At 39.4% G+C, this 20,943-nt stretch carries 16 protein-coding genes and 2 pseudogenes; 13 read left to right on the top strand and 5 right to left on the bottom strand.

Annotated elements, in window-relative coordinates; all coding sequences use genetic code 11:
• The first annotated feature begins 1 nt into the window (after position 1).
• The 3 genes from alaS (at position 2) to ADH90_RS08480 (ending at position 4,422) form a co-directional block, all read left to right on the top strand.
• Positions 2-2,620 (top strand): alanine--tRNA ligase, encoded by a 2,619-nt coding sequence (alaS, locus tag ADH90_RS08490; protein ID WP_049530881.1) that lies wholly within the window; start codon positions 2-4, stop codon positions 2,618-2,620.
• A gap of 137 nt (positions 2,621-2,757) precedes the next feature.
• Positions 2,758-3,762, top strand: coding sequence for an NADP-dependent oxidoreductase (locus ADH90_RS08485; protein ID WP_049530880.1), 1,005 nt, complete (start codon positions 2,758-2,760; stop codon positions 3,760-3,762).
• 15 nt (positions 3,763-3,777) lie between these two features.
• The gene (locus ADH90_RS08480) at positions 3,778-4,422 is read left to right on the top strand and encodes a TetR/AcrR family transcriptional regulator (RefSeq protein ID WP_049530879.1); all 645 of its coding nucleotides are present in this window, start codon (positions 3,778-3,780) and stop codon (positions 4,420-4,422) included.
• A gap of 93 nt (positions 4,423-4,515) precedes the next feature.
• Here ADH90_RS08480 and gdhA read toward each other — a convergent pair whose 3' ends face one another.
• A complete protein-coding gene (gene gdhA / locus ADH90_RS08475; RefSeq protein ID WP_049530878.1) occupies positions 4,516-5,862 on the bottom strand; it encodes an NADP-specific glutamate dehydrogenase in 1,347 nt (448 codons plus the stop codon).
• A 229-nt stretch (positions 5,863-6,091) separates the two neighbouring features.
• Between gdhA and ADH90_RS08470 the strand changes: the two genes are divergently transcribed.
• The 6 genes from ADH90_RS08470 to ADH90_RS08445 all read left to right on the top strand — a co-directional run bounded on the left by ADH90_RS08470 (position 6,092) and on the right by ADH90_RS08445 (position 11,170).
• Positions 6,092-7,027, top strand: coding sequence for a dihydroorotate oxidase (locus tag ADH90_RS08470; RefSeq protein ID WP_049530877.1), 936 nt, complete (start codon positions 6,092-6,094; stop codon positions 7,025-7,027).
• Positions 7,028-7,059: 32 nt separating this feature from the next.
• A complete protein-coding gene (gene holA / locus ADH90_RS08465) occupies positions 7,060-8,097 on the top strand; it encodes a DNA polymerase III subunit delta (protein ID WP_049530876.1) in 1,038 nt (345 codons plus the stop codon).
• 69 nt (positions 8,098-8,166) lie between these two features.
• A complete protein-coding gene (gene sodA, locus ADH90_RS08460; RefSeq protein WP_006150800.1) occupies positions 8,167-8,772 on the top strand; it encodes a superoxide dismutase SodA in 606 nt (201 codons plus the stop codon).
• A 151-nt stretch (positions 8,773-8,923) separates the two neighbouring features.
• Complete coding sequence (locus tag ADH90_RS08455) at positions 8,924-9,832, top strand: LysR family transcriptional regulator (protein WP_049526940.1); 909 nt, start codon at positions 8,924-8,926, stop codon at positions 9,830-9,832.
• Complete coding sequence (lspA, locus tag ADH90_RS08450; protein ID WP_049530875.1) at positions 9,829-10,290, top strand: signal peptidase II; 462 nt, start codon at positions 9,829-9,831, stop codon at positions 10,288-10,290. Before ADH90_RS08455 ends, lspA begins: the two co-directional genes overlap by 4 nt.
• Entirely contained in the window at positions 10,280-11,170 is an 891-nt protein-coding gene (locus tag ADH90_RS08445; RefSeq protein WP_049503197.1) for an RluA family pseudouridine synthase, read from the top strand. The genes lspA and ADH90_RS08445 overlap by 11 nt, the downstream gene beginning before the upstream one ends.
• Positions 11,171-11,193: 23 nt before the next feature.
• Here the strand turns inward: ADH90_RS08445 and ffh are convergent, their stop codons facing one another.
• The 3 genes and pseudogenes from ffh to ADH90_RS08430 form a co-directional block, all read right to left on the bottom strand.
• A complete protein-coding gene (ffh, locus tag ADH90_RS08440; protein ID WP_045763336.1) occupies positions 11,194-12,759 on the bottom strand; it encodes a signal recognition particle protein in 1,566 nt (521 codons plus the stop codon).
• A 77-nt stretch (positions 12,760-12,836) separates the two neighbouring features.
• A pseudogene (locus ADH90_RS11660) lies at positions 12,837-12,992 on the bottom strand (2-oxoglutarate:acceptor oxidoreductase); the annotation flags it as partial.
• A gap of 2 nt (positions 12,993-12,994) precedes the next feature.
• The gene (locus ADH90_RS08430) at positions 12,995-13,327 is read right to left on the bottom strand and encodes a putative DNA-binding protein (RefSeq protein ID WP_000402065.1); all 333 of its coding nucleotides are present in this window, start codon (positions 13,325-13,327) and stop codon (positions 12,995-12,997) included.
• Positions 13,328-13,480: 153 nt separating this feature from the next.
• Here ADH90_RS08430 and rnc point away from each other — a divergent pair, with 153 nt between their 5' ends.
• The 4 genes from rnc to ADH90_RS08410 all read left to right on the top strand — a co-directional run bounded on the left by rnc (position 13,481) and on the right by ADH90_RS08410 (position 19,209).
• Complete coding sequence (gene rnc / locus ADH90_RS08425) at positions 13,481-14,179, top strand: ribonuclease III (protein ID WP_049530873.1); 699 nt, start codon at positions 13,481-13,483, stop codon at positions 14,177-14,179.
• A complete protein-coding gene (gene smc / locus ADH90_RS08420) occupies positions 14,170-17,709 on the top strand; it encodes a chromosome segregation protein SMC (RefSeq protein ID WP_049530872.1) in 3,540 nt (1,179 codons plus the stop codon). The genes rnc and smc overlap by 10 nt, the downstream gene beginning before the upstream one ends.
• Before the next feature lie 89 nt (positions 17,710-17,798).
• Positions 17,799-18,458, top strand: coding sequence for a trimeric intracellular cation channel family protein (locus ADH90_RS08415; protein WP_049530871.1), 660 nt, complete (start codon positions 17,799-17,801; stop codon positions 18,456-18,458).
• Between the two features lie 172 nt (positions 18,459-18,630).
• Positions 18,631-19,209, top strand: coding sequence for an HD domain-containing protein (locus ADH90_RS08410; protein ID WP_049530870.1), 579 nt, complete (start codon positions 18,631-18,633; stop codon positions 19,207-19,209).
• Positions 19,210-19,390: 181 nt separating this feature from the next.
• On the opposite strand, the pseudogene ADH90_RS11250 reads toward ADH90_RS08410, so the two are convergent.
• Positions 19,391-20,917, bottom strand: a pseudogene (locus ADH90_RS11250) (IS1182 family transposase).
• Between the last annotated feature and the right edge of the window lie 26 nt (positions 20,918-20,943).

The raw sequence follows: 20,943 nt of genomic DNA, 5'->3' as shown, positions 1-20,943 counted from the left end.
TATGAAACAATTATCTAGTGCACAAGTCCGCCAAATGTGGCTTGATTTCTGGGCTACAAAAGGCCACTCAGTAGAACCATCCGTTAGCTTGGTTCCAGTAAACGACCCAACACTTTTGTGGATCAACTCAGGGGTTGCCACTCTTAAAAAATACTTTGATGGAACTATTATCCCTGAAAACCCACGGATTACCAATGCGCAAAAAGCCATCCGTACAAACGATATCGAAAACGTAGGGAAGACTGCTCGTCACCATACTATGTTTGAAATGTTGGGAAACTTCTCAATCGGGGATTACTTCCGTGACGAAGCAATTACATGGGCATATGAGCTTTTAACAAGTCCTGAGTGGTTTGACTTCCCTAAAGACAAACTTTACATGACTTATTATCCAGATGACAAAGATTCATACAACCGCTGGATTGAAGTGGGAGTGGATCCAAGTCATTTGATCCCAATTGAAGACAACTTCTGGGAAATCGGTGCGGGACCTTCTGGACCTGATACAGAAATCTTCTTCGACCGTGGAGAAGCCTTTGACCCTGAAAATATTGGTCTTCGTCTTCTTGCAGAAGATATCGAAAACGACCGTTATATCGAAATCTGGAACATTGTATTGTCACAATTTAACGCTGACCCAGCTGTACCTCGTAGCGAGTACAAGGAATTGCCACACAAAAACATTGATACGGGCGCTGGTTTGGAGCGTTTGGTGGCGGTTATCCAAGGGGCTAAGACAAACTTTGAAACTGACCTCTTCATGCCGATCATTCGTGAAGTTGAGAAATTATCTGGTAAGGTTTACGACCAAGATGGCGACAACATGAGCTTCAAGGTTATTGCCGACCACATCCGTTCGCTTTCATTTGCGATTGGTGATGGTGCCCTTCCTGGGAATGAAGGTCGTGGTTATGTCCTCCGTCGTCTCCTCCGTCGTGCCTCTATGCATGGTCAAAAATTGGGCATCAACGAGCCTTTCCTTTACAAACTCGTTCCAACTGTTGGAAAAATCATGGAAAGCTACTACCCAGAAGTGCTTGAAAAACGTGACTTTATTGAGAAAATCGTTAAGAGCGAAGAAGAATCATTTGCTCGTACTCTTCACTCAGGTCAACACTTTGCCCAAGGAATCGTAGCAGACTTGAAAGAAAAAGGACAATCTGTCATTGCTGGTCAAGATGTCTTTAAACTCTATGATACATACGGATTCCCAGTAGAGTTGACAGAAGAAATCGCTGAAGAAGCAGGAATGACTGTAGACCGTGAAGGATTCGAAGCAGCCATGAAGGAACAACAAGAACGTGCGCGTGCGTCTGCTGTCAAAGGTGGATCTATGGGCATGCAAAATGAAACCCTTCAAAACATCACTGTTGAGAGTGTCTTCAACTACAATGCTAGTCAATTGTCTTCTAAGTTGGTTGCTATCGTAGCTGAAAATGCTGAAGTAGAAGGTGTAGCTGAAGGAACTGCGTCACTTATCTTTGCAGAGACACCTTTCTACGCTGAAATGGGTGGACAAGTTGCGGACCATGGTCAAATCTTGGATGCTGCAGGAAATGTCGTAGCGACTGTAACAGACGTTCAAAAAGCACCAAACGGACAAGCATTGCACACCGTTGAAGTTCTTGCTCCTCTTGCTTTGAACCAAGAATACACCTTGGCTATCGATACCAATCGTCGTCATCGTGTTATGAAGAACCACACTGCAACTCACTTGCTCCATGCGGCTCTTCACAATATCCTTGGTAACCACGCAACCCAAGCAGGATCTCTCAACGAAGTAGAATTCCTTCGCTTTGACTTTACCCACTTCCAAGCCGTGACTCCAGAAGAATTGCGTGCTATTGAGCAACAAGTCAATGAGAAGATTTGGGAAGCCATCGCAGTGGAAACAGTTGAGACTGATATTGACACAGCTAAAGAAATGGGAGCTATGGCCCTCTTTGGTGAGAAATACGGTAAGGAAGTTCGCGTAGTCACTATCGGGGACTATTCAGTAGAGCTTTGTGGTGGTACTCACGTTGGCAATACTTCTGAAATTGGTCTCTTCAAGATTGTCAAAGAAGAAGGTATCGGATCAGGAACTCGTCGTATCTTGGCAGTGACTGGTAAAGAGGCCTTTGAAGCTTATCGTGAACAAGAAGACGCACTGAAAGCAGTCGCAGCAACCTTGAAAGCACCTCAACTCAAAGAAGTACCTCACAAAGTTGAAGGACTTCAAGAACAACTCCGTCAATTGCAAAAAGAAAATGCAGAATTGAAGGAAAAAGCGGCAGCAGCAGCGGCAGGTGATGTCTTCAAGAATGTTCAAGAAGCAAACGGACACCGTTACATTGCTAGTCAAGTTTCTGTATCAGATGCAGGTGCCCTTCGTACCTTTGCAGATAACTGGAAGCAAAAAGACTACTCTGATGTGCTTGTTCTTGTCGCAGCCATTGGTGACAAGGTGAATGTCCTTGTAGCCAGCAAGACAAAAGATGTGCACGCAGGTAATGTCATCAAAGAATTGGCTCCAATCGTTGATGGACGTGGTGGTGGTAAACCAGACATGGCCATGGCAGGAGGAAGCAACCAAGCAAAAATTCAAGAATTGTTGGATGCCGTAGCAGGCAAATTGTAAGAAAAAATCTACCATTTTTGGTAGATTTTTTTGTTTAAAGTCATAGAGCAGTTGATTTCTTTGAAGAATAAGCGTATAATATAACAAAATTAATTGAGTGCTCACTCAATTTTGTTAGGGATTAGGAGAATTAGATAATGGTTATTAAAGCAATACAGTATAATCGTTTTGGTGATGAAAAAGTTCTAGATTTAGTAAATATTATATCTGAATCATTAGGAATGAATCAAGTTAGAGTAAAAGTATTTGCTGTTGGTTTAAATCCTATTGATTACAAAACTTTCGAGGGGGCGAAGCCACTTTGTTTTTTGAGTTTTTTGACAAAATTAAAACAACCAGGTCGTTGGTTTGAATCAAAATCATCTTTATTTCCAAGAGGTGTCGCTAGGGATTTTGCTGGTGTTATCACAGAAATTGGTGAAGGAGTGAGCCGTTTTTCAGTAGGTAACAAGGTTTTTGGAACAATAATAAGTGATCCTGGACTTGGTACTAAGAGGGGTGCGTTAGCAACAGAAATTTGTATTAGTGAATCGGAAATCGCATTGAAACCAGACAATATTGACATGAATCATGCTGCTACTATGGGTGTGGCCTCTTTAACGGTCGGTGGCGCTTTTAGAAGAATTCATTTAAATTCAAAAGATGTTGTAGTTATTTCGGCGGCTTCAGGTGGTATTGGAAGCATTGCAGTTCAGTATGCGGTTGCTAAGGGAGCAACTGTTATTGGTATTGCGAGCAAGAAAAATGCAGAATATCTAGAATCATTAGGTGCTATACCAGTATCTTATGAAGAGGATGTCCAAAAGTCTCTTTTATCAGTAGCTCCAAAACCTATTACAAAATTCTTGGATTGCTATGGTGGTGATTACGTTAAGTTAGCCTTCCATCTTGGATTGAACGGAACTGATATTGGAACTTTAGTACCTTCACCATTTGTTATGATAAAAGGGGCTCAGTTCACTGGGCCAAGACATTCTACATATGATGATTTAAAAATTCTAGAGGAGATGGTCTCAGATGGAAAAGTTCAGCTAAATATTGAGAAAGAGTATAGTTTTTCTCTGGAGTCAGTTAGAGAGGCATATCGTAGTCTGAAATTAGGACATACTCGTGGTAAAAGAATTATTAAAATAAGAGAGTAGATAGAGGGGGCAGGAATGGAAAGTATAGAATATAAGTTTGCTGAGACATTAAAAAGCAGTAACTTAAGTTTAAAACAACGTAAAGTTTTAATTTCAAGTCTAAAATTATTTTCAGAGATTGGGTTTGAAAATACAACTTCTCATCTTATTGCTGAACACGCTGGAGTCTCAGAAGGAACAGTTTTTAGTTATTTTAAAACCAAGGAAGGTATCCTAGATGCTATTTTATCTAGATTTCTAAAACAAGTCATTCCAGAGGTCATTGCTGATTTTTCAGATAAGAGATTTACAATAGGGCAAGAAACCTTTTCACTTTTTCTAAGAAGCATCGTTCAGGATAGGTTAGTCTTTATTCATAACAATAAAATGCAAGTTAAAATCCTTTTGAGTCGTTCACTGATTGATAAATCTATTTCTGAAGAGTTAGGAAATATTATTGTTCATTCTATCATTAATCCAATTACACCAGTTTTGAATCAGTTTAAAAAAAATGGTGTTATTCGAGATTGGTCAAATGAAAGGATCGTTCGCTATATTTTAGCTTTAAGTCTTTCTTATATTGTTCCTATAATTATAAATGACAAAGAAGATATAAACATTGATAAAGTAACAAGTGAAATTGTTGAATGTCTTTCATTTGCTTTAGTTACAGAAAAATAACTATGAATTTTAAGCTCACTAAAACGTTTAGTGAGTCTTTTCAAACCAAGAAAAATCCCCAATCAGAGCGATTGAGGATTTTATAATTGAATCTTACACGAGACCTTGAGCAATCATAGCGTTTGCTACATTTTCAAAGGCTGCAATGTTTGCACCTGCAAGGTAGTCAGTACCAAGACCGTAAGTTTCTGCAGTTGTTTTAGCTGTGTTAAAGATGTTAGTCATGATATCTTTCAAACGACCGTCAACTTCTTCACGTGTCCATGAAAGGCGAAGACTGTTTTGGCTCATTTCAAGAGCTGATACAGCTACCCCACCAGCATTGGCAGCTTTGGCAGGTCCGTAAAGGATTCCATTTTCCTTGTATACTTTGATAGCTTCAAGGTCGCTAGGCATGTTAGCACCTTCAGATACACAGATAACTCCTTGAGCAACCAAGCGTTTCGCAGCTTCACCGTTGATCTCGTTTTGAGTCGCACAAGGAAGAGCGATATCGTAGTTTCCAGTGTAAGTCCATACAGAACCTTCGTAGTATGTAGCAGTTGGTTTTTCTGCAGCGTACTCAGTCAAACGAGCACGACGGTTGTTTTTAACATCTGACAAAAGGTCGAAGTCGATACCATTTTCATCAATGACATAACCATTTGAGTCAGATACAGAGATAACAGTTGCACCAAGTTCAGTTGCTTTTTGAAGAGCGTATTGAGCTACGTTACCAGAACCTGAAATCACAACTTTCTTATCAGCAAAGCTGTTGTCGTTAGCTTTAAGCATTTCTTCAGTGTAGTAAACCAAACCGTAACCAGTTGCTTCTGGACGGATCAAGCTACCACCAAATCCAAGAGGTTTACCAGTCAAGACACCAGCATCAAATTGGTTGAGGCGTTTGTATTGTCCGTAAAGGTAACCAATCTCACGTCCACCAACACCGATATCACCAGCAGGTACGTCAAGAGATGGTCCGATGTATTTTTGCAATTCAGTCATGAAGCTTTGGCAGAAGCGCATCACTTCAGCATCAGTTTTGCCTTTAGGATCGAAGTCTGATCCACCTTTACCACCACCGATTGGAAGTCCAGTCAAAACGTTTTTAAAGATTTGTTCGAATCCGAGGAATTTCAAGATCCCTTGGTTTACAGTTGGGTGGAAACGAAGTCCGCCTTTATATGGTCCAACAGCTGAGTTAAATTGAACACGGTAACCACGGTTAACTTGAACTTTTCCATCACGGTCAACCCAAGGAACACGGAAAGAAATCACGCGCTCAGGTTCTGTGATACGTGCCAAGATATTTTCTTCAATATACTCAGGGTGTTTTTCAAAGACAGGCTCCAAAGTGCTGAAGAATTCTTCAACCGCCTGGAGAAATTCAGCCTCGTGCCCGTTACGAGCTTTTACAGTTTCAAACACGCTTTGGATATATTCTTTAGCAGATGTCATATCGTTCTCCTTTTTGTTGTCATATTTTATTACATGAGACATTATAGCAGAAAATTTTTTCAGTGTAAAGAAAAAAACATAAATTTTCTAAAAATTCTTTCAATTTAAAATGACTGATTCAAAACATGCTAAAAAACGAACCTTTTCTATGGAAATGGTTTTATTGAAAAGCAAAAGTCAAAGTATGGTATAATAATAGACATAAAAAGGAATCTGGAGGAACAGAATCATGGTATCAACTAAAACACAGATTGCTGGTTTTGAGTTTGACAATTGCTTGATGAATGCAGCAGGAGTTGCTTGTATGACAGTTGAGGAGTTGGAAGGTGTCAAAAACTCAGCAGCAGGAACCTTTGTCACTAAAACAGCAACCTTGGAATTTCGTCAGGGAAATCCGGAACCACGTTATCAAGATGTTCCACTCGGTTCTATCAACTCTATGGGGCTACCAAATAATGGTTTAGATTATTACTTAAACTATCTTTTAGAGTTACAAGAAAAGGAAGCAAATCGTACCTTCTTTTTATCATTAGTTGGAATGTCTCCAGAGGAAACTCATACCATTTTGAAAAAGGTTCAAGAAAGTGATTTTCGAGGTCTAACTGAACTCAATCTCTCATGTCCAAATGTTCCTGGTAAACCTCAGATTGCCTATGACTTTGAAACTACAGACCGTATCTTATCAGAAGTCTTTGAGTATTTTACAAAACCATTAGGAATTAAGCTTCCACCTTATTTTGATATTGTTCATTTTGACCAGGCTGCAGCGATCTTTAACAAATATCCGCTCAAGTTTGTCAATTGTGTCAACTCTATTGGAAATGGTCTTTATATAGAAGATGAGTCAGTCGTGATTCGTCCTAAGAATGGCTTTGGTGGAATCGGTGGAGAATACATCAAACCAACAGCCCTTGCTAATGTCCATGCTTTTTATCAACGCTTGAATCCAGAAATTCAAATCATCGGAACAGGTGGAGTATTAACAGGACGTGATGCCTTTGAACATATCCTATGTGGTGCCAGCATGGTGCAGGTAGGAACTACCCTGCACAAAGAAGGTGTAGGTGCTTTTGATCGCATTACAAACGAACTCAAAGAAATTATGACGGAAAAAGGTTATGAAAGCCTTGAAGATTTCCGTGGTAAATTGAATTATATTGATTAAATAAAAGCGAAATTAAAAAGAAAGGAGAAAGGATGCTAGCAATAGAAGAAAGCCAAAAGCTATCTTTATCAAACTTACCTAGTTTGACCTTGTTTACAGGCGCTGATCAAGGACAGTATGAAGTCATGAAAACTCAGGTGCTAAAGCAAATCGGCTACGATTCTGCTGATTTGAACTTTGCTTATTTTGATATGAAAGAAGTAGACTACAAAAGCTTGGAACTAGAGCTGGTCAGTCTTCCTTTCTTTGCGGATGAAAAAATTGTTATTTTAGATCATTTTCTTGATTTAACAACAGCTAAAAAACGCTATCTATCTGATGATGAGCTTAAGGCTTTTGAAGAATATTTGGAAAACCCATCTCCGACGAGCAAATTAGTCATTTTTGCTGAAGGTAAACTAGATAGCAAGAGACGTCTAGTTAAAATTCTAAAGAGGGATGCCAAGATTTTTGAAGCTCTTGAGCTAAAAGAACAAGAGATGCGATCATATTTTCAAAAGTGGTCTCAGGAACAAGGACTGACATTTGAGGGGAAAGCTTTTGAACAGTTACTTATCAAATCTGGTTTTCAATTTAGTGAAATTCAGAAAAATCTACTCTTCTTAAAGTCCTACAAAGATACTGGTGTCATAACCGAAGAAGACATTGTTGAAGCCATACCAAAGACTTTGCAGGATAATATCTTTGATTTAACTCAGTTAATATTGACTAAGAAGATTGATCAGTCACGTGATTTAGTAAAAGATTTGACTTTGCAAGGAGAAGATGAGATTAAACTGATTGCCATTATGTTGGGGCAGTTTAGACTCTATACCCAGGTTAAAATATTGCAAGAATCTGGTCAGACAGAGTCCCAGATGGTCAGCAGTTTGGGTCACTATCTTGGTCGCAATCCGAATCCCTATCAAATCAAGTTTGCCCTTCGTGATTCTCGAAGACTATCCCTTGATTTTCTCCAGAATGCTATTCGTTATCTCATCCAAGCTGATTACCAAATTAAGACAGGAGTTTATGAGAAAGGCTACCTGTTTGAGAAGGCTCTATTGCAGATTGCCAGCCAGTCAAATTGAGCAAATAACTTGAAAAAATAGGATGATTGCGTTATCATCTTTATATAGAAAGAAAAAGAGGTATTACAGATGGCTATTATCTTACCAGATCTTCCATACGCTTACGATGCATTAGAACCATACATCGATGCTGAAACAATGCACTTGCACCATGACAAACACCACCAAACTTACGTTAACAATGCAAATGCAGCTCTTGAAAAACACCCTGAAATCGGTGAAGACCTTGAAGCTTTGCTTGCTGACGTAGAATCTATCCCAGCTGATATCCGTCAAGCACTTATCAACAACGGTGGTGGACACTTGAACCACGCTCTTTTCTGGGAATTGATGACTCCTGAAAAAACAGCTCCTTCAGCAGAACTTGCAGCAGCAATCGATGAAACTTTCGGTTCATTCGAAGAATTCCAAGCAGCTTTCACTGCAGCAGCAACTACTCGTTTTGGTTCTGGATGGGCATGGTTGGTTGTTAATAAAGAAGGTAAACTTGAAGTAACTTCAACAGCAAACCAAGATACACCAATCTCAGAAGGTAAAAAACCAATCTTGGGCTTGGACGTTTGGGAACATGCTTACTACGTGAAATACCGTAACGTTCGTCCTGACTACATCAAAGCTTTTTTCTCAGTTATCAACTGGAATAAAGTAGACGAGCTTTACGCAGCAGCTAAATAATCTTAATAACGACACCTTGGGGTTAGAATTTCATCTTACTTTATAGGTGTTTTTTGTTTGCTTTTCTTAGAAGTAACTGTCTTATGATTTTCCTTTGTTGGATAGGCTTGATTTATGGTATAATGATAAGATAGAAATCGAAGGAGAAATCATGAATATTCAACAATTACGCTACGTTGTAGCTATTGCTAATAGTGGTACTTTTCGTGAAGCGGCTGAGAAAATGTACGTTAGCCAGCCGAGTCTATCTATTTCTGTAAGAGACTTGGAAAAAGAGCTTGGCTTTAAGATTTTCCGCAGAACCAGTTCAGGAACTTTTCTTACACGTCGTGGGATGGAATTTTATGAAAAGGCACAAGAGTTGGTTAAAGGATTTGATGTTTTCCAAAATCAGTATGCCAATCCTGAAGAGGAGAAAGATGAGTTTTCAATAGCCAGCCAGCACTATGATTTCTTGCCACCAACCATTACAGCTTTTTCGCAACAATATCCTGACTATAAGAATTTCCGTATTTTTGAATCAACAACTGTTCAGATTTTGGATGAAGTAGCTCAAGGACATAGTGAGATTGGGATTATTTATCTCAACAATCAAAACCAAAAGGGAATCATGCAACGGGTTGAAAAGTTAGGACTTGAAGTGATTGAGTTGATTCCTTTCCAAACCCATATCTATCTGCGTGAAGGGCATCCTTTAGCCAAAAAAAAAGAGTTGGTTATGGAGGATTTGGCTGATTTACCAACAGTTCGATTCACTCAAGAAAAGGATGAGTATCTTTATTACTCAGAGAACTTTGTAGATACAAGTGCTAGCTCTCAAATGTTTAACGTAACTGACCGTGCTACCTTAAATGGAATCCTTGAAAGAACAAATGCTTATGCGACTGGTTCTGGATTCTTAGATAGCGACAGTGTGAACGGGATTACCGTTATTCCATTAAATGATAATCTCAATAATCGCATGGTTTATGTGAAACGTGAAGAAGTAGACTTGAGCCAGGCAGGGACTTTATTTGTAGAGGTTATGCAAGAGTATTTTGATCAGAAGAGGAAAGCATGAAAAAAAGAGGAATTATTGCAGGGATTATAGCAGCCTTGATTGTATTAGACCAAGTGGTAAAGGCTTACGTCGTTCAGAATATTGCTCTTGGTGAAATTAAATCATGGATCCCAAATCTAGTCAGTTTAACCTATCTGCAAAATAGGGGGGCAGCCTTTTCAATGCTCCAAGATCAGCAGTGGTTTTTTGCAGTAATAACTCTTGTAGTTATGGCAGGGGCTATCTGGTATCTGCATAAGCATATAGAGGATTCCTTCTGGACAGTTCTTGGATTGGTTTTGATTATTGCAGGTGGTCTAGGGAACTTTATCGATCGCGTTAGTCAAGGCTTTGTGGTGGATATGTTTCACTTAGACTTTGTTAATTTTGCTATATTTAATGTGGCTGATAGTTATCTGACAGTAGGAGTGCTTGTTTTATTGCTTGCAATGCTAAAAGAGGAAATGAATGGAAATTAAAATTGAAAGAGGCGGACTACGCTTAGACAAGGCTTTGTCGGATTTGACAGAATTGTCTCGTAGTCTTGCCAATGAACAAATCAAATCAGGCCAAGTCTTGGTCAATGGTCAGGTCAAAAAAGCCAAGTATACGGTCCAAGAGGGCGATGTCGTTACTTATCAGGTGCCAGAACCAGAGGTTTTGGAGTATGTAGCTGAAGATATTCCTCTAGAAATCATTTATCAAGATGAGGATGTAGCAGTAGTCAATAAACCTCAAGGGATGGTCGTTCATCCAAGCGCTGGTCATACCAGTGGTACCTTGGTTAACGCCCTTATGTACCACATCAAGGACCTATCGGGCATCAATGGTGTCTTGCGTCCAGGGATTGTCCATCGTATTGATAAAGATACATCTGGACTCTTGATGATTGCTAAAAACGATGATGCCCATTTAGCACTAGCTCAAGAATTGAAGGACAAAAAGTCTCTTCGTAAATATTGGGCCATCGTTCATGGGAATCTTCCCAACGACCGTGGAGTCATTGAGGCACCGATTGGTCGTAGCGAAAAAGACCGTAAGAAGCAAGCTGTGACTGCAAAAGGGAAACCAGCAGTGACACGTTTCCAAGTCTTGGAACGTTTCGGTGATTATACATTGCTGGAATTGCAACTGGAAACTGGAAGAACTCACCAAATCCGTGTACACATGGCTTACATCGGTCATCCAGTCGCTGGTGATGAGGTATATGGCCCTCGTAAAACCTTGAAAGGACATGGGCAATTTCTTCATGCCAAGACTCTTGGATTTACCCATCCAAGAACAGGGGAAACTATGGAATTTACTGCTGATATCCCAGATATCTTTAAAGAGACTTTGGAAAAACTTCGAAATAACTAAAAAAGGACTCAAGCGAGTCCCTTTTATTTACGTTTTTTCTTAGCTTTTTTCATTTTATTGGCCATGCGTTTCATGGATTGCTTCATAGCAAATTCACCGATTTTGCCCTTGAGACCTCCACCGAACATCTGGCTCATATCAGGCATTCCTGCTCCTCCAAGAGCTGACAAGTCAGGCATACCACCTTGTCCCATCATACCTTCAAGGGCAGACATATCCATACCACCAGGCATATTTTTTGGAAGGTTATTAGGGTTGATGCCCATCTGTTTCATCATCTTGTTCATATCCCCAGACATAACACCTTGCATGAGTTGTTTAGCTTGGTTGAAGTCCTTGATGAACTTGTTGACTTCGATAAAGGTATTACCAGAACCAGCAGCGATACGGCGACGGCGACTTGGAGTAAGTAAGTCTGGATTTTCACGTTCTTCTGGAGTCATAGAAGAGACGATGGCACGTTTGCGAGCAATTTGTTTTTCATCCACCTTCATATTTTGAAGGGCAGGATTGTTGGCCATACCTGGAATCATCTTGAGCAAATCTTCCATTGGTCCCATATTTTGCACCTGATCCAACTGATCGATGAAATCGTTGAAATCAAAGGTGTTTTCTCGCATCTTCTCAGCCATTTCAATGGCTTTTTGCTCGTCGTATTCTTGGGAAGCTTTCTCAATCAGAGTCAGCATATCCCCCATACCGAGAATACGGCTAGCCATACGGTCTGGGTGGAAGGTTTCGATGTCTGTAATTTTTTCACCAGTACCAGTGAACTTGATTGGTTTTCCAGTGATGTGACGAACAGAAAGGGCTGCACCACCACGAGTATCCCCATCAATCTTTGTAAGGATAACACCAGTGACTTCTAATTGAGCGTTGAATTCACGCGCAACGTTTGCAGCTTCCTGACCAATCATGGCATCGATGACCAAGAGAATCTCATTTGGTTGAGCAAGTGCTTTAACATCACGGAGCTCATTCATGAGAAGTTCGTCAATTTGCAAACGACCTGCCGTATCGATCAAAACATAGTCGTTATGGTTGGCTTTTGCTTGCTCCAAACCTTGGCGAACAATCTCAACTGCAGGAACTTCAGTACCAAGAGCAAATACGGGAACATCAATCTGTTGTCCAAGTGTTTTCAACTGGTCAATAGCAGCAGGACGATAGATATCGGCTGCAATCATCAAAGGACGAGCATCCTCTTCCTTTTTAAGTTTGTTAGCAAGTTTGCCTGCAAAAGTTGTTTTACCAGCCCCCTGCAAACCGACCATCATGATAATGGTTGGGATTTTTGGTGACTTGATAATCTCAGCTGTGTCTGAACCAAGAATTTCTGTTAATTCTTCATTAACAATCTTGATGATTTGTTGGGCTGGATTAAGGGTGTCAATAACCTCATGCCCGATGGCACGTTCACGAACCTTTTTGATAAAATCCTTTACCACAGGAAGAGCAACGTCAGCCTCTAAAAGAGCCAGACGAATTTCCTTGGTTGCTTCTTGGATATCACTCTCTGTGATTTTTCCTTTTTTACGTAGGTTTTTAAAGACGTTCTGCAAACGTTCTGTTAAATTTTCAAATGCCATATTTTTCTCCTATTTTTTCAATTCAGTGGAAATCGTCCGAAATGTTGCAAACTCTCTAGTTCTTCGGGTGTGACTTATTTCATGATTTCATTTGGATATCCCCAACAGCTAAAACCTATTTGCATAGCTTTGGAGATATCATTGGGCGAGATAATCTGTAGTCGACTAGGAAATGGTTCCTCTGCAGTTAATAATTTACAGGGTATTCCTTTATAGACGACAAGATTTTCCATGATTACTCCCTATTATCAATACTGGTCAAAATCTCAATTTGCTCTTGCAGAAAAGTATCCTCTGGATAACGCTCCAAAATCTGATCAAAAATCTGACTGCGAACAATGTAGTCAGAGTACATATGGAGCTTCATTTCATAATCTTCCAGTATCTTTTCTGTACGTTTGATATTGTCATAAACAGCCTGGCGACTAACGCCGAATTCTTCAGCGATTTCAGCTAAACTATAGTCGTCTGCATAGTAGAGTTCGATATAGTTCATCTGCTTATCAGTTAAAAGAGCTGCATAAAATTCAAACAGAGCATTCATTCGATTGGTTTTTTCAATTTCCATAAGATTTATTATACCAAAAAAAAGCCCAAACCGCTAGCTGGGGGCTGATTTTAGCTAGAAGTTAGAAAATAAGCTTTTCACTGTTCTTTTCTGACTATGAAGCCTTTTTTTGATATAATGGATAGGATTATAATGATTTAGAAAGAGGTAGTCATGAAAGAATTAGAATCAGTGTTACAAGACCGTTTTGATCTTGTTTTTGCAGATAAAAGCTTACTTGAAACAGCTTTTACCCATACCAGTTATGCCAATGAGCACCGCCTCTTAAAAATTTCACACAACGAACGCTTGGAATTTTTAGGAGACGCTGTTCTACAATTATTGATTTCAGAATATCTGTTTAAAAAATACCCTAAAAAACCAGAAGGGGACTTGTCAAAACTTCGTGCTATGATTGTCCGTGAGGAGAGTTTGGCTGGTTTTGCCCGTGATTGTCAGTTTGACCAGTTTATCAAGCTTGGTAAAGGGGAGGAAAAGTCTGGTGGCCGTAATCGAGACACGATCTTGGGCGACGCCTTTGAAGCCTTTTTGGGCGCTCTGCTTTTAGACAAGGATATAAAGACTGTAAAAACCTTTATCTACCAAGTCATGATTCCAAAGGTTGAAGCTGGCGATTTTGAGATGATCAAGGATTATAAGACTCACCTGCAAGAATTGCTCCAAGTTAATGGAGATGTTGATATTCGTTATCAGGTGATTTCAGAGATTGGGCCAGCCCATGATAAGATGTTTGAGGTTGAAGTCCTTGTTGAGGGGCAAAGTCTAGGTTCAGGTAAAGGACGCTCTAAAAAATTGGCCGAGCAGGAAGCCGCTAAAAATGCAGTTGAGAAAGGGCTGGATTCATGTATTTAAAGGAAATTGAGATCCAAGGGTTTAAGTCCTTTGCTGACAAGACCAAGGTTCTTTTTGACCAAGGGGTGACGGCGGTTGTAGGACCAAATGGCTCTGGGAAATCAAATATCACTGAAAGCCTCCGTTGGGCACTTGGTGAATCTAGTGTCAAGAGTCTGCGTGGTGGGAAGATGCCTGATGTCATATTTGCAGGAACAGAAAGTCGGAAGCCTCTAAACTACGCTTCTGTTATTGTTACTTTGGATAACCAAGATTGCTTTATCAAGGATGCAGGCCAGGAAATCAAAGTTGAACGTCATATCTATCGTAGTGGAGATAGTGAGTACAAGATAGACGGGAAAAAAGTTCGTCTCCGTGATATCCATGACCTTTTCTTAGATACTGGACTCGGACGTGATTCTTTCTCCATCATTTCCCAAGGGAAGGTCGAAGAAATCTTCAATTCTAAACCTGAAGAACGTCGCGCTATATTTGAAGAAGCGGCGGGAGTTTTGAAGTATAAAACCCGTCGAAAAGAGACAGAAAGCAAGCTCCAACAAACTCAGGACAATCTAGACCGTTTAGAAGACATCATCTATGAGCTGGACAATCAAATTAAGCCCTTGGAAAAACAAGCAACAACAGCTCGTAAATTTATTGAACTAGATAGCCAACGTAAAGCGATCTACTTGGATGTTCTGGTTGCACAAATTCAAGCCAATAAGGCTGAATTGGATCTAACAGAAGAAGAATTAAACCAAGTCCAAGAACTTTTAACCGGTTATTATCAAAAACGTCAAGACTTAGAAGAAGAAAATCAAACTCTCAAGAAGAAACGGCATGATTTGCAGGCTGAGATGGCAAAAGATCAGTCAAGCTTGATGGATTTAACTAGTTTAATCAGTGATTTAGAACGTAAGTTAGCTTTATCTAAACTAGAAACTGAGCAAGTTGCCCTCAATCAACAAGAAGCGCAGACCCGTTTGGCTAGTTTGGATGAAAAGAGAAATGCTCTCATTCAGGAGAAGGAAGAAAAAGAAGCAAATCTCAGTCAGTTAGAAGAAAATTTAGCGGTCAATACGAAGGAACTCAATCGTTTAGAAGCTGAGTTATTAGCTTTTTCTGATGATCCAGATCAAATGATTGAGCAATTGCGTGAACGCTTCGTTGCCTTTCTGCAAGAAGAAGCTGATGTGTCTAACCAGCTGACACGAATTGAAAATGACCTTGAAAATAGTCGCCAACAGACTCAAAAGCAAGAAGAACAATTGGAGTCCTTGAAGGAACAATTAACTTCTGCCAAGTCTAAGGCAAGTGAACAAGAGGCTGATCTAAAATCAGCAAAAGAAAAAGTACAGACCTTGCTTGCTGACTATCAGACGAATGCTGAACAGGAAGAAGAACAAAAGCAGGCTTATCAAAGCCAGCAAAATCAACTCTTTGACCGATTGGATAGTCTGAAAAACAAGCAGGCCAAGGCGCAAAGTTTGGAAAACATTCTTAAAAACCATAGTAATTTCTATGCAGGTGTTAAGAGTGTTTTACAAGAGAAAAATCGCCTAGGAGGTATTGTTGGAGCTGTTAGTGAACATTTAACCTTTGATGTTCGTTATCAGACAGCACTTGAAATTGCTCTTGGTGCAAGTAGCCAACATATCATCGTTGAAGATGAACAGGCAGCAACAAAGGCCATCGATTTTCTTAAAAGAAACCGAGCTGGTCGCGCTACCTTTCTACCTTTGACAACGATTAAGGCACGTAGCATTTCTGGGCAGAATCAAGATGTGATTGCCTCAAGTCCAGGTTTTCTTGGTATGGCAGATGAACTGGTTACCTTTGATGCCAAACATGAAGCAATATTTAAAAACTTGCTAGCTACGACAGTTATCTTTGATACAGTGGAGCATGCGCGTGATGCAGCTCGTAAGGTGCGTTATCAAGTTCGGATGGTAACCCTCGATGGTACAGAATTGCGAACAGGTGGTTCTTATGCTGGTGGTGCCAATCGTCAAAATAACAGCATTTTCATCAAGCCTGAATTGGAGCAGTTACAAAAAGAAATTGCTCAAGAAGAAAAGCTCCTTAGTCAGGAAGAAGAAAAACTGAAATCACTTCAAGAAAACTTGACTGCTCTCGCTCAAACTTTGGAGACCATTAAGTCTCAAGGAGAGCAAGCTCGTATAGAGGAGCAGGGCTTATATCTTGCTTATCAACAAACTTGCCAGCAAGTTGAAGAACTCGAAACACTTCTAGAACTTCAGGAAAAAGAATTAAACAATCTAAGAGGTGGAGATTGGCAAGCTGAAAAAGAAAAATGCCAAGAACGTCTTTCGATCATTGCAACTGAAAAGCAAAAGCTTGAATCAGAAATTGAAGAAATCAAGTCCAATAAAAATGCTATCCAGGAACGTTACCAAAACTTGCAGGATAAACTTTCTCAAGAACGTCTGCTCAAAACAGAAATGATAGGACAAAAACGTTACGAAGTTGCAGATATTGAACGGATTAACAAAGAACTTGAGAACCTCAATATCGAGCAAGATGAAATCGAACGTCTTCTCCAAGAAAAGGTAGACAATCTTGAAAAAGTTGATACAGAACTTTTGGCCAAGCAGGAAGCAGAAGCCAAGAGTCAGAAGGAAGAAATTCAACAAGGGCTCATTCGTAAGCAGTTTGAACTGGATGATATTGAAGGTCAATTGGATGATATTGCTAGTCATTTAGAACAAGCTCGCCAGCAAAATGAAGAATGGATTCGTAAGCAAACACGTGCAGAAGCAAGCAAAGAGAAGATTACGGACCGCCTTCGCTATCTTCAAGGTCAACTGACTGAAGAATACCAGATTAGTTATACGGAAGCTTTAGAACAAGCCAATCCGTTAGAAGATTTGGCTGTCGCTGAACAAGAGGTCAAGGATTTAGAAAAATCTATTCGTTCACTTGGTCCAGTCAATTTGGATGCCATTGAACAGTTTGACGAAGTTCACGAACGCTTGGAATTCTTAAATAGTCAACGTGATGACATTCTTTCTGCCAAAAATCTTCTTCTTGAAACCATTACAGAGATGAATGATGAAGTGAAAGAACGCTTTAAGTCAACATTCGAAGCTATTCGTGAGTCCTTTAAGGTGACCTTCAAGCAGATGTTTGGTGGTGGCCAAGCAGACCTAATTCTGACAGAAGGTGATTTATTGACAGCAGGTGTCGAAATCTCTGTGCAACCACCGGGCAAGAAAATCCAATCACTCAATCTCATGAGTGGTGGAGAGAAGGCCTTGTCAGCTCTTGCTTTGCTTTTCTCAATCATTCGGGTCAAGACCATTCCATTTGTTATTTTGGATGAAGTAGAGGCTGCACTCGATGAAGCTAACGTTAAACGCTTTGGGGATTATCTTAACCGATTTGACAAGGATAGCCAGTTTATCGTTGTTACCCACCGTAAGGGAACCATGGCAGCAGCAGACTCTATTTATGGGGTAACCATGCAAGAATCTGGTGTTTCTAAGATTGTCTCTGTTAAACTAAAAGATTTAGAAAATATGGATGCTTAGTTTGTTTTCAATATAACATTTCAAGCTAAAGTATTTTGAATAACCTTCAAGAAGTCGGAAAGGTTACAAAAATAAATTGAGGAGCTTACATGGATTTTGACCTATTCCTAATGATCTGTAATTATATTGGGACTATAGCCTTCGCGGCTTCAGGAGCCATCAAAGGATTTGGTAAACGATTAGATATTTTTGGAATTAGTTTATTGGCAATTGTAACGGCAGTAGGCGGAGGGATTTTGAGAGATTCTATTATCAGTCGTTTTCCTTCCTCTCTTGCTGATCCCAGCCCGATTTATGTCTCTATCCTTGTAGCGGTTATCATGTATGTCTTTGTAACTTCAAAACAAGCCAATGCTAGTCATGAAAAAAAGTTCTATAAGTGGCTGAGAGAAGCCTATCTCATCTTTGACTCCATTGGGCTGATTATCTTTTCCTTGATTGGAGCGACAGCCCTAGTGGATAGTAAGCTAAATTTGATGTCTGCAGGTCTTTTAGCCTGTTTAACGGGTGCTGGTGGAGGTATTATCCGAGACCTCCTGATCAATGAAGTACCAAGTGTTCTAAAAGAAGATATTTATGCCCTTCTATCTTTCGTAATTGGAGTTATTTATTATTGGTTGGCCTTTGTCCTTCACTTTCCAAGAATCACTGTCTTTATCATTGTTTCTATTGTTGGTTTTGTGATTCGACTCTGCATCATTAAATTCCGACTCTCTTTGCCAAATATGGATAAGAGAACCTTGAATTGATGAATGGCTGAAAGTTTAATTCTAAACCCGTAAATAAGTTTAAAATAGTCATTTTATCAGCGTCTAATCTCATGTGGATTAGGCGTTATTTTTTTGCAAATACGGGAAATTAATGATGTAAAGATTAATTTTTGCTATTATATTTGTAATTTAGAATAAAGTAGGAATAGCAATGAGTAATTTGAAACATTCTGTTGATTTTATTAAAGAAATAGAGAAATTAAAGTCAGTGACAAGATTTAATAGAACTCTTGATGGCAGATTTGAAAATAGTGCCGAGCATTCCTGGCAGGGTGCCATAGCTGCAATGGTTCTTCAAGATTATTATCCTAAAAAATTGAATATGGAAAAAGTGATTCCTATGTTATTGATTCATGATTTAGGTGAGATTTATGCCGGAGATACTTGGGTTTTTGATGATGAAAAAAAGCATCATTCTCATGATAGAGAACTAGCATCTATAGAAAAAACAATGAGCCTCCTTCCAGAAGAAAAATATTTACAAATGAAAAATTCGTGGTTGGAATTTGAAAAAGGGCAGAGTGCTGAAGCAAGATATGCAAGAGTGATTGACGCCTTGGTACCACTGATTAATCACTTGGAAGTGTCAGAATTCAATTATAATCCTGATAATATCAGTGCAGACATGGTAATAGAAAAGAAAAAGTTCATAAAAAGTGAATCAGAAGAATTATGGAAACTGACGGAAGACTTGATTCAGGAAAGTGTGGAAAAGGGCTTATATTTTTAATAACAGTTAGCCCAATAGAAGATAGAATTTTAACCGGAGAATGGAAATATATATGATTAAACTTGTCACAACTGAAATCGGAATAAGGAAATTGATACAATAGAATATAGAGAAGAGTCTGAGACAAAATAGTTCTCAGCCACAAAAAAGCTAGAGGTTCCAATTGTGGAACTCTAGCTTTTTAATTTTGAGTAGTTCTCTTATTGTATTTTAAGAGTTTATTGGCCATGAGTATGAATCCCATATCAATTTTCACTTGACGCTGGCCTCTCAGATTACATCTCTTGTAACCCAAACAAGCCTTTATCTGACCAAAAACAGGTTCCACATCAATCTTGCGTTGAGCGAAAATCTGCCTACATTCGGGAGATAAAAGCGCCTGACATTCTTTAGTTTTTAAGTGCTGATAGCGTTCGTTAATATACAGTCCCTTTTGAGGAGCTGATTCGGATTCATAAGCGTAGTAAACCTTGATTTCCTGTTGAAAGTCCGTCTGTGTTTTCTGATGTTTGGTATGGTGAAAACGATAGCACTAGCCATCAAGATGCGTGTAGCTATCCTCCTTGTCATTATAGTGCCAATTCGCTAAGTTTTTAGCCGACTGTGTATACCCTCTCTTCTGTTCCTTGTCAAACATGGCATATTTAATCAGATGGTTTACCCCCTTTTCATCTAAACGAAGGAGGTTCTCTTCACTTCCATATCCAGCATCTGCGACAACTGTCTTCAAGTCATGCGGATAGGTTTCAAGTAAAGGTAAAAGAGTCTTGGTGTCTGTCGGATTTGAGAAGACATCATAGTGAAGCACAAATTGATTTTCAGTAGTGATTTGAAGATTATAACTAGCCTTGAGTTGAACATTCTTCATATGATCTTCTTTCATTCACATAAAAGTGGCGTCTGTATCTGTTTTTGAAAAGCTGTTGCGACCTTCAAATGTCTCTTGATACTTCTCATATTTTTCAGCACGTACTGAAAAATCCTCCTTGACTTTACGCAGGACTTTCTTGAGTTTACGACGCTGGGTTTTACGTTCATCCTTCCCTTTAACGGGTGTCTCCTCAATGTATTGGTTCAGTTTTCTCAATTCTTCTTCAAGGAATTGAGCGAATGCAAGCAACTGCTCTGAGGAGATAGGCTCTTCTTCATCCAGCTTAATGGCCTGATGGATAAAGGGAGTGATTTCTTCTTGAAAATAGATCTGTATCTGTTCTTGAAGTTTGGCTGAAAACTTGTCGGTTGCCTTTTTCCACACGAAACTATATTTGTTGGCATTGGCTTCAATCTTAGTTCCATCAATAAACAAGCAATCTAGGGTTACTAACTCTTCCATTTTTAAACGAAGATTGAGATCAATAAAAAAATCACGAATGAGTTCTTCCATCCCTTCAGCGACACGAAAACGATTGATGGTGCGATAGCTGACAACTAACTGTCCTGTTAGATACTGCATAGCTAGATTTTCAATCATCATTTTTTCAATTTTTCGACCAGAGAAAATCCCTTGTGAATAGGCGAATAGAAGAGTAGATACAAGCATTTTAGGGTGATAAGACGGGCGACCAAAGGCATGATAGAAGGCGTGGAAGTGACTATCATCCAATGAATTCACCACTTTTTCAATCGTAAAAACGAGATGGTCTTGTGGCAAGAAAGAACAGATTTCTAGTGGTAAAGTTGTTTGATTTGTGTTATAGTGAATATGCATGAGATAGCCTTTCTAAATGGTTTATT

It is taken from the genome of Streptococcus pseudopneumoniae, assembly GCF_001073085.1.
GTDB classification, from domain to species: Bacteria; Bacillota; Bacilli; order Lactobacillales; family Streptococcaceae; genus Streptococcus; species Streptococcus pseudopneumoniae_M.
This window is presented reverse-complemented; position numbering and strand designations above follow the sequence as displayed.